Source organism: Pseudoalteromonas sp. MelDa3 (assembly GCF_002863625.1).
Lineage (GTDB): Bacteria > Pseudomonadota > Gammaproteobacteria > Enterobacterales > Alteromonadaceae > Pseudoalteromonas > Pseudoalteromonas arctica.
Genome location: NZ_PJBR01000014.1, coordinates 21,476 through 36,742 on the forward strand (window position 1 = coordinate 21,476; position 15,267 = coordinate 36,742).

A 15,267-nucleotide genomic window follows, 5' to 3' on the forward strand; every position below is an offset into this window, starting at 1 on the left:
GTTTTAAAATGACGAATCGAGAATTAATAGGGCCAAGTTTATTCTTGGCGCTATTTACTTTATACGCTGTGGTTGCATGGCAAATTCCGCTACTACCGTTTGAAGAATACGAAACGGTTACCTCAGCGACACTTCCTAAAGTATATGCCGGGTTTGGTATTGTGGTGTGCTTACTTTCTATTGGTTCAACATTGCTTAAACCAAGAGAGAAAACTAATACTGATGATGTTCTTGAAAAGTCACACGTACTGCGCACCTTTGGTTTATTAATATTAATGGTAATTTATAGCGCGGCACTGGAGCCAATTGGTTTTTTAATTTCTACTAGTGCGTTTTTGCTTGCGGGCTTTTTTGTGATGGGCGAAAGACGTAAGGGAATTTTGCTATTTGCATCGATACCGGTTGCGGTGGTTTTTTGGTTTTTGATGACTCAAGTATTAGGTATTTACTTGGTTCCGGGCGATTTGTGGAGTTAAGTTATGTTTGATGGAATTATGCTTGGTTTGTCGACCGTGCTCGACTTTAATAATTTAATGTACGTTATAGCTGGCTGCTTGGTAGGTACTTTTATAGGTATGTTACCAGGATTGGGGCCAATTACCGCAATTGCCTTGATGATCCCAATTACTTACAGCATTGGCGCCGATTCGGGCATGATTTTAATGGCGGGTGTTTATTACGGCGCTATTTTTGGTGGCTCTACGTCATCTATTTTAATTAATGCGCCTGGCGTGGCGGGTACGGTAGCTTCCTCCTTTGATGGCTACCCGCTTGCTAAACAAGGGCACGCAGGTAAAGCATTGGCAATTGCTGCTTATTCCTCCTTTATAGGCGGAACGATTGGCGCCATATTATTAATGGTAGCTGCACCTTTATTAGCAAAAGTGTCATTGAGTTTTCAATCCCCTGATTATGTTGTGTTGATGTTTTTAGGCTTAACAGCTATTGCAGCATTTTCAAATAAAGGGCAATTTTTAAAAGCAATGATGATGACTGTGTTTGGCTTGATGCTAGCAACGGTTGGTATTGATCCATCATCAGGGACTGACCGATTTACCTTTGGGCAACCTGATTTACTCGACGGAATAAGCTTTTTACTGGTTGCTATGGCAACGTTTGCATTAGCCGAGGCGCTTGTAAATGTTGTAAAACCAGAGAAAAAAGATGCTAAAAACATTAATGACTCAGACACACCGCAAATAGGTTCAACCAAGTTAAGTAAAGCCGAGATTAAAGAGATAGCACCAGTGATTGGTCGCTCGTCTATTTTAGGTTTTATAGTGGGGGTGTTACCGGGTGCTGGTGCAACTATTGCAAGCTTTATGGCTTATGCAACAGAGCGAAATTTAGCGCCAAAAGGTTTGAAAGAAAAGTTTGGTAAAGGCTCATTACGTGGTTTAGCTGCGCCAGAGTCGGCAAATAATGCGGCGTGTACAGGATCGTTTGTTCCACTGTTAACGCTTGGTATTCCGGGCTCAGGTACTACGGCAATTATGCTAGGTGCTTTGATTGCTTACGGCATTCAACCAGGTCCAATGCTTATGCAAGAAAACCCAAGTGTATTTTGGGCGGTTATTGTAAGTATGTACTTTGGTAATATTGTACTGCTTATTTTAAATTTGCCGCTTATTCCTTACTTTGCAAAAGTATTAGCAATGCCTAAGTCGGTACTCACCGTGATGATATTGTTCTTTAGCTTAATTGGTGTTTACTTAGTGTCCTTCAATACCTTCGACTTATTTATGATGGTAGGATTTGCGGTGGTTGCGCTAGTATTGCGATTACTGTCATTTCCTATGGCACCATTATTATTAGGTTTTATATTAGGAGATATGATTGAGCGAAACTTCCGTCGTTCAATGATGATTTCTGATGGCTCATTAAGCTTTTTATGGGATCGTCCGCTAACATTGAGCATATTTGTAATTTCAATTTTAGTGCTGTTGTTTCCGTTAAAAGATTATTTAATGCAACGCCGTGCAGACAAAGTAAATGCATAATTGAGAATGAAATGAAAAACACCAACAAGCTAAATCCATTGCAAAACATGGTCACAAAACCTAAGCGATTAGAAACACGATTAATTATTTGGGTAACAGGATTGTGTGTATTGCAGGCTTTATTATTTGGCGCGTTGGTGTATCAACTTACAGCGCAAAGCTTACATAACCATATTGGTGATAAAGCATTAGCTGTGGCAAGCAGTATTGCCACACGTGCTGATGTAATTAATGCACTGAAAATACCTAGTGACTTAACCGCTATTAACATGCAAATTGAAGATTTACGACAGCTTGTAGGTGCTGATTTTATTGTTGTTGGCGATGAAAATGCGCTTCGTATTGTGCATCCAGATGAAGATAAAATTGGCAAAAAAATGGTCGGAGGCGATAGCCAAGCTGCATTAAAAGGTGAACGCTATATTTCGGTGGCCCATGGTAGCTTAGGTGAATCAATTCGTGGCAAAGTGCCGGTGTACGCAGGTAATAATGAAATAGTAGGCGTTGTATCGGTTGGTTTTTTAGTACAATCAATCGATCCGCTTATTCTCTCTCGCAGTAGTGAAATTTTAATATGGGGCTTAATACTTGTAGGTTTAAGTATACTGGCGGCTATTTATATTGGACAGCGTGTCAGAAATGCTATTTTTGGCCTGCAGCCAGATGAAATTGCACGTTTGTTTTCAGAACAAGATGCAATTTTAAATACGGTACGCAGCGGTATTATTGCACTCGACCCGGACGGAAAAGTACGAAAACTCAATCAACGCGCCTGCGAAATATTAGATAAACCAACTTCAATTATTAATCAGAACCTCAGCTTAAACGATTTATTACCTGAACATGCAGAATTTTTATTGCGTAATCAGCGACGTAAAATAGTGGGTTTTGAATTATTTGCCGCCGATAAACGCCTTATATTATCGAGATTTTCTTTGCAAGTGCAAGGGCAGGCGGATGGTATTTTACTGAGTATGCGCCCCTCTGATGAACTTGAGTATTTAAGCCAACAACTTACTAAAGTTCAGGCTTTTGCAGAGCTTTTAAGGGTACAAACTCATGACTATTCTAATAAGCTCAACTTAATTGGTGCGTTAGTGCAAATGGGCAAAAACGAACAAGCTATAGAAATAATAGGGCAAGAAAGCCAGGGCTCTCAGGCGCAAATTCATAACTTGTTAGAGCGCATACAAGACCCTGTGCTTGCTGGTTTGTTGGTGGGTAAATATCATAAAGCAAGAGAATTAAATGTTGCGCTTGAGCTTAACCCCGACAGCCTACTTGGTGTTATTGCACGTAAAGATATGCTCGAGCGAGTTGTATCTATTTTAGGTAACCTTATAGATAATGCGATTGAGGCTGCTATTAGGTCATCGAACTCTCGCTCTGCAAAAGTACGGGTAACCGTTGATGAAACCAGCCAAACTCTCTTATTTGATGTAGAAGATACAGGCTTTGGGTTAGGTTCTGACCATGATGTTATTTTTACCCCTCAGTACAGCTCTAAATCAGGAGCAGAGCATGGTATTGGTTTATATTTAGTAAAAACAAATTTAGACTCATGCGGTGGCACGTTAGAAATTGGTGAGTCAGACCTACTTGGTGCAAGACTAAGTGTTTACATTCCAAAATAATAAGAGCATTAAACATGACGTATTCAGTAGTAATAATTGAAGACGAAGTAGAGGTAGCACAGCTATTAGCGCAGTACTTGTTATTACCAAATGGTGTCGCAGGTAGTCAAACGCCAAAGCAAAGTTTAAGGCAAGCACAGTATCAGGTAGTGGGCATTGCAGGTAATTTAAGCACGGCAACAGCCTTACTGCATGCAATTGAACCCGATTTGATTTTACTCGATATACATTTACCTGATGGTAACGGACTTGATTTATTGACCGACTTACGACGTCGAACGATTAAAAGTGAGGTTATGCTGCTCACTGCTGCAAAAGAGGTCGAAACCCTTGAAAAAGCAATGCAGTTAGGTGCATGCGACTTTTTAGTAAAACCATTAATGTTAAACCGACTTGATCAAGCACTTGCACGTTTTGAATCACGTCAACAATGTTTTTCTGATGCAAGTGAAGTAACGCAGTCAATGGTTGATACGTTATTTGGTTCAAAGCAGCAAACCAACACGTCTGTTCGTTTACCAAAAGGGGTCGATCAACTTACCCTGCAAAAAATACATGATGCTTTTGTAGAGCACGCAACCACTGCATTTACCGCTCAGCAAATGGGCGATTTGGTTGGTGTTAGTCGCTCTACAGCACGCCGTTACTTGGAGTATTTGCTTGAATCAGGTAAGTTAACAGCGGATCAAAGTTATGGCAGTATTGGCCGCCCTGAACGTTGCTATAAAATAGCGAAGTAACTTTGTGTACCTGATGCTAAAATATTAAATGCTATTTATTTCAGTGTCTTACGTTTTTTTTGTTATGTTTGATATTTAATAGATACTGACGATAAAAAAAATATGTTGAATTGATTGCATTTTAAGCGGCTTGTATGGTGATGTTCGCTTTAAGTGATGTTATACTCCTGCGGAATAATTTATCGACTTTATTAAGAGCAAAATTAATGGCAGATTTATCGAAGTACAGAAACATTGGTATTTTCGCGCACGTTGATGCGGGTAAGACCACGACTACTGAGCGTATCCTAAAGCTTACTGGTCAAATCCATAAAACTGGTGAGGTTCATGATGGTGAATCTACTACTGACTTCATGGAACAAGAAGCTGAGCGCGGTATTACTATTCAGTCTGCGGCTGTAAGCTGTTTCTGGAAAGATCACCGCTTTAACGTTATCGATACTCCTGGACACGTTGACTTCACAGTTGAAGTTTACCGTTCACTTAAAGTACTAGATGGCGGCATCGGTGTGTTCTGTGGTTCTGGTGGTGTTGAACCACAATCAGAAACTAACTGGCGTTATGCTAATGATTCAGAAGTTGCACGTATTATCTTCGTAAATAAATTAGACCGTATGGGTGCTGATTTTTACCGTGTAACTGAGCAAGTACGTAAAGTACTTGGCGCAACTCCACTAATCATGACTTTACCAATTGGTATTGAAGATGAGTTTGTTGGTGTTGTAGATGTTTTAACTAAAAAAGCATACGTTTGGGATGACACTGGTCTTCCTGAAAACTACGAAATCACAGACATCCCTGCAGACATGGTAGATAAAACTGACGAGTATTATGAAATGCTTGTTGAAACTGCCCTTGAGCAAGACGATGCACTACTTGAAGCTTACATGGAAGGTGAAGCACCTTCTTTAGAAGACATCAAACGTTGTATCCGTAAAGGTACTCGTGACCTTGCTTTCTTCCCAACATACTGTGGTTCTGCGTTTAAGAACAAAGGTATGCAGCTTATTCTTGACGCTGTTGTTGATTACTTACCATGTCCTACAGAAGTTGATCCTCAACCTCTTATGGATGAAGAAGGTAACGAAAATGGCGAGTTCGCAGTAGTATCTACTGACGAACCTTTCAAAGCGTTAGCATTCAAAATAATGGATGACCGTTTTGGTGCATTAACATTCGTACGTATTTACTCAGGTAAACTAAACAAGGGTGACACTATCCTTAACTCGTTTACTGGTAAAACTGAGCGTGTTGGCCGTATGGTTGAGATGCAAGCAGATGACCGTAACGAATTAACTAGCGCACAAGCTGGTGACATCATTGCTATCGTAGGCATGAAAAACGTGCAAACTGGTCACACTCTATGTGATCCTAAGCACCCTGTAACACTTGAGCCAATGGTATTCCCAACTCCAGTAATCTCGATTGCTGTACAGCCTAAAGATAAAGGCGGTAATGAGAAAATGGGTGTTGCTATCGGTAAAATGGTTGCAGAAGATCCATCTTTCCAAGTTGAGACTGATGAAGATTCAGGCGAGACTATCCTTAAAGGTATGGGTGAGCTTCACTTAGATATCAAAGTAGATATTCTTAAGCGTACTTACGGCGTAGACCTTATTGTTGGTCAACCACAAGTTGCTTACCGTGAAACTATCACTAAAGAAATTGAAGATAGCTACACGCATAAGAAACAATCTGGTGGTTCTGGTCAGTTCGGTAAAATCGACTACCGCATCAAGCCAGGCGAAGTTGCTTCAGGCTTCACGTTTAAATCATCAGTAGTTGGTGGTAACGTACCTAAAGAATTCTGGCCTGCAGTTGAGAAAGGCTTCAAGTCAATGATGGGTACTGGTGTTCTAGCTGGCTTCCCTGTACTTGACGTTGAAATTGAACTTTTCGACGGTGGTTTCCATGCCGTGGATTCATCTGCAATCGCGTTCGAAATCGCTGCTAAAGGCGCTTTCCGTCAATCGATCCCTAAAGCGGGCGCACAACTTCTTGAGCCAATCATGAATGTTGACGTGTTCACTCCAGAAGATCACGTTGGTGACGTAATCGGTGACCTTAACCGTCGTCGTGGTATGATGAAAGACCAGGAAGCTGGTTTAACAGGCAGCCGTATTAAAGCTGACGTACCGTTATCAGAAATGTTCGGTTACATCGGTACACTACGTACAATGACATCTGGTCGTGGTCAGTTCTCTATGGAGTTCTCACACTACGCTGCATGTCCGCAAAACGTTGCTGATACAGTAATCGCTGCAGAAAAAGAGAAAAAAGCTGCTAAGTAATTAGCTCTTTAATTCTTTAAAAAACCCGCACATGTTGCGGGTTTTTTATTGCCTATAATTTGGTTTTATTTTTTTGTAGTTGTTTATAACTACTTTTTATTATTAATTAGTCCTATGTTACTAGTTAATAAAAAGGTACTAGAGAGCAATTTATTTACCTCAATTACTTAATTGGTTGGTTTATAATAGGTTAATTGTAAATTAAATGTAACCATATGAATTTTAAGAACTTCTATTGATGCGTCTATATACGTAATGTAGAATACTAGCACTTTTAGACTAGAGCTCTAAAGTCAGATAAGGAAGTCTCCGCAGCAGAGACGTTTGCTATTAATTCTATATAAGACGTAACAATCATGAAATCTATTAAATTAGCACCAAACTGGTGGCTACAATTTACAAAATGCGTTTTAGCATTCAGCTTAATATTTTTAATTCATGTTATATTTTCTGTGAACCTAAAAATTGTTTTTCTCACTGTAATGCCAGCTCTACTGATTATTACTACTTTTAATATTCTTCATCTTCGTTTTTTACATTGTTATAAAGCAGGCATTTGTTATACGCGTTTATGCACAAAGCGTTATATCAATAGCGAGGAAATTAGTTGCGTATCATTTAGTTCGTTTTTTCTTTTCACCATTTTTAAGGTGGAGTTAGATAATGGTAAAACGTTCCATTTTTATAACTGGCAACTTGATGATGAAACGCAATCAGCTATTTCTAAAATGTACTGCAATAAGTTAGCTAACAAAATTGAAAATATTAGCGATAAATGCAATGCTTGATCTTTAATTTAGATAGCAAAAAGGAGCGATTAATCGCTCCTTTTTTGTTTTTGTATTTTATAACGCGCTAATTAAACTTTTTTATAGCCTTAGCTTTTAGCGCTTTCATCTTTAGCCTGCGTGGCTTCTTAAAAGACTGGATAGGCATTGTTACCAACTGCTCTTGTGGTAGTGCTGGTATTGTTTGTGGATAAGCACCTTCCTCTGGTACCGAAATTTCTTTTAGATGTATTTTAAGTGCCTCTAGAGTTGAGTCGTTATCAACTTCACTAGGGCAAATAAATATACCTAACTTTCTTAGTTGTACACCGAGTTTAATGCTACTGGTATAACGGATAATCGGAGCGCCTAATACTAAGCCCAGCAATATAGGTGATAACCACCAAAAGAATACGGGCGTGAAGTAGTAAGCCGTACAACCCCATGCAATAGCCACAATAGTTGAGAATAACGTATAACCAAACGCCTCTTTCCACGGAACCATACGACCTTCGCGCGGTTGTGCATCCCACTTCACTTTTTTACCTAAAAACACACAAAGTACAAAGTAAGCATGAAATACCATCATTAATGGGGCAACAATAATAGCAAATATGGTTTCAATGATTGAACCTAGTATGAGCTTAATTGAACCACCAAAGCGTTTGTTTCTATGTATTAAGGTTACTATTATGCCCATTAGTTTAGGCATTAATAAAATAACAATAGTTAAATACAAGAGTGAATCAATCAGATCGGTTTTAGCTATTTGCCATGTAGGGAATAATTGATAAACACGGTTAAAGTACACATCACTATTTAATGCGCGCGTTACTGCATCAATACTACTTAGCGCTAGCATTGAGAGCCAAATTAGTGATGAAATATAGGCTGTCGCACCGAGTAAAAAGTGCAGCTTACTCATTAATTTTAATTTTGATGATGATAGTAAACCTAAGTGCTGAATATTACCTTGCACCCAGCGTCTATCGCGTACAGCGTAGTCTAGAATGTTACTTGGTACTTCTTCATAGCTACCTTCAATATCTGATAGCAACAATACATCCCAACCAGCACTGTGAAGTAGTGAAGCTTCTACAAAGTCATGACTTAAAATTTCGCCGCCAAAAGGTGCATTACCTTTTAGTGTTGGCAAGCCACAGCACGTTATAAATGCTTCAACTCTAATGATTGCATTATGACCCCAGTAGTTGGCTTTATCAGTTTGCCAAAAAGCTGAGCCAGTAGCGAGCATTGGGCTATATAGCACTGACGCAAACTGTAAAAAGCGGCCAAAAAAGGTATCTTGACGAACAGGGATCGGAATAGTTTGGATCAGGCCTGCTTGTGGGTTGTTGAGTATACTTGTAGTAAGCTCTAACATACATTTTCCGGTCATTACGCTATCTGCATCAAGTACAATCATATGGTCGTACTGGCTGCCCCAGCGCTCACAAAAGTCGGTTAGGTTACCTACTTTACGGTGTTTGTTATCTTCGCGACGACGATAAAAAACGTTTTTAGCCGTATCACCTAAACGTTCACACAATGCATGCCATGCACTTAGCTCGTTTTTAGCTATTTCTGGGTCTTGCGTGTCGCTTAATAAGTAAAAATCAAAGTTTGCAAGTTGACCTGTTTCTTTTAACGATTGCAGACTAACTTCAAAGCCCGCGATAACACGGTGGGTGTCTTCGTTGTAAATAGGCATTACAACGGCGGTTTTTTGGGCGTTAATTGCCTCACTATTGAACTCAATTGGTTTAATACGCTTTAGCGTAAGTGGGTCAATTCGTAATAGCTGTAATACAAAGCCGATTGTTCCACTACAAAATGCCGTTACAATCCAGGCAAAAGTGATTGAGAATAATACTAAAAGAGCATACTCAAGTAATGTCATACCGTTTGAGCTTAAAATCTCAAACATAATAGATATGCCGTAGCCAGATGTGCCAAGCGCTGCAATAGCAAATAGCCAAACTCTTAATGTTTTGAATGGCATTGGAGTGCCCTTACCTTTATTACTTGATGTCATTTGGGTACCAAACATAACTCCATACCTCGCTAATTTCTTTGTCACGTAGTTTTAACGATAAACGCATATCAACGGGTTGATCGTCCTGTGGTGCAATTTTAAAGGCTACACGCCATCCGCGTGAATCAGGCAGTTTTTGTACATTCACGTCGGTTACTTCGCCTGTTGTAAGTTGAATGTCGGCATCTAGCTTTAACTGTTCAGAGAGTTGATTTATTTCTGACCCAGTAAAATCAACAGTAAATTGGCGGTGGCTTTTTGGTGGTGGATTGTCTTCACCTGGTAAAGCGGCGCTACCGATCCTTGTGCGCAGTACTCTCGCTTTTTCGTGCTGAGTTAAAATTGCATTAAAGGTCGTCATTTTGTAGCTTAGCTTTAATGAATCACCGGCTTTCATTGGCTTTTCTGGTACCCAGTAACTGACGATATTGTCGTTAGTTTCTGTGTCAGTAGGTATCTCTACAAGCTCTACACGGCCATTTCCCCATTCACCTTGTGGTTCAATCCATAGACTAGGGCGGTTGTGGTAATGTGCTTCTGTGTCCAGATAGTTATTAAAATCTCTGTCTCGTTGAGCTAACCCAAAACCTTTTGGATTATTGTATGAAAACGAAGTTACACTTAGCTGTGAAGGGTTGTTAAGAGGGCGCCATACCCATTTATCATCAGCAGATTGAGTTAATAGGCCATCCGAGTCATGAACTTCAGGGCGATAGTCATCAAAAAATTTGGTACTGTTTTCACCGTGGTAAAACATACTCGTTAATGGAGCTACGCCGAGCTTTTTAATGTCTTTACGTGCAAATATCTGCATATCAACATCAACTAGCATATTAGTTGTAGGGTCAACACTAAACTTGTATGCACCCGATATGGATGGGCTATCTAATAATGCAAAAATGGTAATTTGGGTTTGGTCGGCCTTTGGTTTAACTAACCAAAACTCTTTGAACATTGGAAATTCTTCACCTGAATTTTCTGCAGTATCAATGGCAAGGCCTCTAGCTGATAATCCATAAACTTGCTGAGGGCCAACAACTCTAAAATACGATGCTCCCTGAAATACCATTACTTCGTCTTTATACTCGTTAGTATTTAACGGGTAATGCACACGAAATCCAGCATGGCCTAGTTGAGTATCCGCAACACTTTTAGCTATTTCTTCTTGTAGTGGTGCAGCAGTGCCATCGTATTGGTAAAAGTCAGTACTGAAAGGTAAGCGACTGCGTTTAGAGTCGCTATCAACGGTATTTATTGTCACAGGTGTTTTATATAAAAAACCAGGATGGAATAATTGCAGCTCGTACAGGCCTTCATCTTTCCATACTGCTTTGTCTTTTTTAAATCGAATTGAACGGTAATCTTGATAATCAATATTGTTAAGTGCTTCAAGCTCAATGTTTTTAGGCGCCACGTATTCTTCGCTTGCTAACTTTTTAGCGCGGGCGCTAATTACGTCAAATAAGCTACTTTGTGGGATTGCTACATCAACGGTTGCAGCAATCGCTTGGTTGCTATTGCCCCAAGTCGAAAAAATAATAAGTAGACCCAGTAGTGGTGCTGACTTCTTTTGCCATTTAGGCAGATTTTGGGTTAGTTGTTTCATTCTCATTCCTTTATAAAAACACGACTTATTTTTACGTTTAGGGTAAATATTGATTTCTTTGTAAGTATCTTCTAGATTACTAAAGCAAGAAGTGAACCCTTTAAAAGTTTATATTTTTCAATAGGTAAACTTATCACATGTAACTCATTGAGGTTTTTTGTGTAAAATTCACTCAAATGTATGTAGTTGTTACTGATTAATGACTAGAAGATTTACGGATCGTATGAACATAGTACGTGGGGTTTAATGAAGCTTGTCTGAATTACATTTGTATAAAATAAAAAAGCCGCAAGAGCGGCTTTTAAATGTTTAGATTTAACTTAGTTATTTCTTTTTAAATCGACGCACTATTGATAGTGGTGCTAAAAGAAGTGATAACCATAATAATGAACCTGAATCGTCATCATCAGAGCTCGCTTCAGTGACGTTAATTGTAACCGTTACCGATTCAGATACGTTGTCTACGCTATCTTTCGCTTGCACTGATAGTGTAATTGTACCTTCAGCGTCAAAATCAAGTTCACCGGCTACAATAAGTTGACCTTGTTCATTGACTGAAATTGTCTCACTACCCGACACTATAAACTCAACCACTGGCGATACATCCGGATTTGGATCACTAAATACGAGCTGACCAATTACTGTTCCGACGGAGCTGCTTTCATCAATTGAGAATGCTTGAGCGGCTGTAATGACTGGTGTTTGTTCCTCAGGAGTTAAAATTACCTCAGATTTAATATCAATAATTACAGGGTCGTGATCTGATGCGCGGTATGCACTTTCAGAGTACAAACTAGATTGTTGACCTTCACTTTTAAACTCTACATTGTAATCAAGAGAAATAGGTTCATCTGCGTTGATGTGCCAATCTGTTGCTGCGACAATTTTGCTAAGTAGTGATTGGGTAGCTACTGCATGATCTAAACTACCTGCGCGACCAGAAAAACTGTAAGAATAACCAAGCGTATCACCATCAATTTCTGCAACTACATTTTTGTAGCCTTTATCAGCAAATGCACGTATAGGATCTTCCATTGCGTAAGCATTCATATCGCCGACTAAAATAGTATCTTCGTCGTCAACACCGGTTGGTTTGCTATCAAGCCAATTTGCGAATGCATTAGCACCTTCTGTGCGTATTTCATTCCAACAGCCTTGTCCATCACCTGAATCTGCATTGTTTCCAGAAGCACTACCACAGCTTTTAGATTTAAGGTGTGACACAGCAACAGTAAATACTTCATCAGTTTCTAATGATTTAAAGCTTTGTGCAATTGGAGCACGGTTACTAAAATCAAATGGAGCCTCAGTCGTAATAGCAGCAGTACCTACTTCTTCTACTTTGTTAGCACGATAGATAAGTGCGGTAGTAATTGCATCGGTACCAATTTGATCTACGTTAAAATCAACAAATGCATAGTTGTTAGCACTATCAGCGTCATTTAATGAATCTACTAAGCTTGCAATTGCACTAAATTCGCCAAAACCATCATTTTCAATTTCCATTAAACCAACAACATCGGCCTGGATAGCGCTAATGGCACTTACAATTTTAGCTTCTTGGCGAGTAAATTCAGCTTCTGAATCTGCACCTCGGGCTGTAGGGAACCCTCCGCCTTGGCCATCACCATTAAAGTAATTAAGTACGTTAAAGCTAGCTACACGTAAATCTGCTTCAGCATTAAGTTCAGGCGCATTTTCACGTGGATTTGTTGCAATAAACGAAGGTGCTACAGTTGGGTGGATTCTGTAAAGGCTGAAGCTATAAGCAAGTGCCCCCGTAACCGTATTAACTGTATCGCCAGTACGTAATGTATTTTCTGCTGATAAGCCTGGAGTTGGGTAGGCTGTAGGGTCTAAGTTTTGTACTGTAGAGCCATCATCTAGTAAAATCTTTTTAAGTAGATTTTCAGTTTCAACTGCATTAGCTGCATCTCCAGGTAATGCAACTTGGGTACCTTGATACAAGCGTTCTGTTGCTAATTCAACTTCACCATATCGACCAAGGCCAAAGTTATTAGTTACTACTAATGGTTGTTCTAATGTAACTAACATACCTTCAAAAGCTTCTAAATCAGTTGTATCAGCTAAAGGTAAAGTGATTTTTGTAGCTGCTGCAGCTAAGCCAGTGCCACATATGGCAACTTGGCTAACACTGCCGATTTGTGTTGCATCAAAATATTCTTCTACAGTACCTTGTACACGTACATGGTCGCCTACGTTTACGTCAATATCTGCAAAATAAACAAATACACCTTCAGAGGTGAGAGGATTTGCATCTATGTCAGCAGCAAGTGAGCTAACAAAAAAGCCTTTTAATTGATCATCATCTTGGAAGTCTGCGGTTACAATACCCTCAAACTCTACTAAAGTATCAACAAGCGGGCTTGCAGAGCTATCGCCTTGTATAGCGTTAATTAGTACTCTTTCTGCGCCACAAACAAGTGGTTCAAGTGGTTCTGGTTCTGGAATTGGTTCAGGTGTTGTCCCACCATTACCTGCATGTGAACCTAAGCCATCAAAGTCATCTTGGTCAAACTGTACCCATTCTTCACTTGGGTTAAACTCTGCGTCAGGTGTTGTTCTACCTGCGGTAATACTATCTTTTCTACGAAGTGTTTTATTTTGTGTTTGTACTGCGCCCTCAGACCAAAACGAACCGGGATCTACACCGCGCTGGCCAAAGCTATCGACTACAGTGCTACCTTGCATTAGGACTAATGCATCATCACCATTAAAGTTAGCAACACCATGTTCTAAATCGGCTTTTTCTTTTAGTGCATCATTTGAACTTGAATTAACAACAACAAAGGTACTGTTAGCTGCCAAAGTACCAGACAAATCAAGAGTTGATTGAATTGTAGTTTTGCCATTTACATACAAACTTAGTGAGTACTGATCAAGAGTTAGTGGAGATGACGAGTTATTATAAAGCTCAATTGCTTTATTATTACTGCTTCCCTCTATGTATTCTGAAATGATTAGATCTGCAGAGGCTGGCGCACTGAGACTTGCTATAACAAGTGCGAGTGGTGTTATTTTTGTTTTAAACATTTTTTTATTATTCCCGTGTATTAATCCCAAAATGGGACACCAGTTTAGAGAATAAATATGACGAAAATAATACAAAAATGTAAACAAATGTAAATAAAAGGCGGTTTAACCGCCTTTTTATAAAAACCTTACTTTTTAGCTAGGTATTGTGCGGCTTGCTTAGCAAAATAGGTCAATATTCCATCAGCGCCTGCACGCTTAAATGCAAGTAAAGACTCCATTATAGTAGCTTCCTCACTTAACCAACCGTTATCAATAGCTGCTTTGTGCATTGCATACTCGCCACTTACCTGATATGCGAAAGTAGGTACACCAAACTCGTCTTTAACACGACGTACAATATCTAAATAAGGCATGCCAGGCTTAACCATGACCATATCAGCGCCTTCTTGTAAGTCTAATGCGACTTCACGTATTGCTTCATCAGAGTTTGCTGGGTCCATTTGGTAGGTTTTTTTATCGGCACCTTTTAAGTTCCCAGCAGAACCTATTGCGTCTCTAAATGGGCCATAGTAGCTAGATGCATATTTAGCTGAGTAGGCCATAATACGGGTATGCACAAACCCATCAGCTTCAAGTGCTTCACGAATTGCAGCAATACGGCCATCCATCATGTCCGAAGGGGCAATTACATCAGCGCCCGCTTCTGCATGCGAGAGTGCTTGTTTAACTAAAATTTCGGTGGTTACGTCGTTTATTACATAGCCTGTGTCATCAATAATGCCGTCTTGACCGTGCGTCGTGAATGGATCAAGTGCACCATCAGTAATTACACCCAACTCAGGAAAGGCTTCTTTTAAAGCGCGAACAGTGCGTTGCACTAAGCCATCGTCATTATATGCTTCTTCGGCAAATAGTGACTTTTTGTCCGCAGGGGTTACTGGAAAAATAGCAACGGCAGGTACGCCAAGATCAACAAGTTCTTTTGCCTCAAGTAATAGTAAATCTATCGATAGACGTTCAATACCAGGCATTGATTCAATTGCTTCGCGACGATTTTTACCTTCTAGTACAAATACAGGGTAAATTAAATCGTTTACGCTAAGTTGGTTTTCGGCCATTAAGCGGCGAGAAAAGTCGCTGCGGCGCATTCTGCGCATGCGAGTATATGGGAAAAGGTCTAATCCTGATTGGGCCATA

General features: G+C 39.8%; 9 protein-coding genes. 5 read left to right on the forward strand and 4 right to left on the reverse strand.

What is annotated here, in order from left to right; all coding sequences use genetic code 11:
* The first annotated feature begins 8 nt into the window (after positions 1 to 8).
* From CXF89_RS05115 to fusA, 5 genes are all read left to right on the forward strand, one after another.
* Positions 9 to 476: a tripartite tricarboxylate transporter TctB family protein gene (locus CXF89_RS05115; protein WP_008136528.1), complete on the forward strand. Its 468-nt coding sequence runs from the start codon at positions 9 to 11 to the stop codon at positions 474 to 476.
* 3 nt (positions 477 to 479) lie between these two features.
* Entirely contained in the window at positions 480 to 2,000 is a 1,521-nt protein-coding gene (locus CXF89_RS05120) for a tripartite tricarboxylate transporter permease (RefSeq protein WP_008136529.1), read from the forward strand.
* Positions 2,001 to 2,011: 11 nt separating this feature from the next.
* On the forward strand, positions 2,012 to 3,634 hold the full coding sequence (locus CXF89_RS05125) for an ATP-binding protein (protein ID WP_121953979.1): 1,623 nt from the start codon (positions 2,012 to 2,014) through the stop codon (positions 3,632 to 3,634).
* Between the two features lie 14 nt (positions 3,635 to 3,648).
* Positions 3,649 to 4,374, forward strand: coding sequence for a response regulator (locus CXF89_RS05130; RefSeq protein ID WP_024589479.1), 726 nt, complete (start codon positions 3,649 to 3,651; stop codon positions 4,372 to 4,374).
* A 206-nt stretch (positions 4,375 to 4,580) separates the two neighbouring features.
* Positions 4,581 to 6,665: an elongation factor G gene (fusA, locus tag CXF89_RS05135; RefSeq protein WP_010554859.1), complete on the forward strand. Its 2,085-nt coding sequence runs from the start codon at positions 4,581 to 4,583 to the stop codon at positions 6,663 to 6,665.
* Between the two features lie 855 nt (positions 6,666 to 7,520).
* On the opposite strand, the gene mdoH is transcribed toward fusA, so the two are convergent.
* The 4 genes from mdoH to hemB all read right to left on the reverse strand — a co-directional run bounded on the left by mdoH (position 7,521) and on the right by hemB (position 15,266).
* A complete protein-coding gene (gene mdoH, locus CXF89_RS05145; protein WP_121953981.1) occupies positions 7,521 to 9,482 on the reverse strand; it encodes a glucans biosynthesis glucosyltransferase MdoH in 1,962 nt (653 codons plus the stop codon).
* Positions 9,454 to 11,073: a glucan biosynthesis protein G gene (locus tag CXF89_RS05150; protein ID WP_121953982.1), complete on the reverse strand. Its 1,620-nt coding sequence runs from the start codon at positions 11,071 to 11,073 to the stop codon at positions 9,454 to 9,456. Before CXF89_RS05150 ends, mdoH begins: the two co-directional genes overlap by 29 nt.
* Before the next feature lie 324 nt (positions 11,074 to 11,397).
* On the reverse strand, positions 11,398 to 14,127 hold the full coding sequence (locus tag CXF89_RS05155) for an ExeM/NucH family extracellular endonuclease (protein WP_121953983.1): 2,730 nt from the start codon (positions 14,125 to 14,127) through the stop codon (positions 11,398 to 11,400).
* Between the two features lie 128 nt (positions 14,128 to 14,255).
* Entirely contained in the window at positions 14,256 to 15,266 is a 1,011-nt protein-coding gene (hemB, locus tag CXF89_RS05160) for a porphobilinogen synthase (protein WP_024609387.1), read from the reverse strand.
* Between the last annotated feature and the right edge of the window lies 1 nt (position 15,267).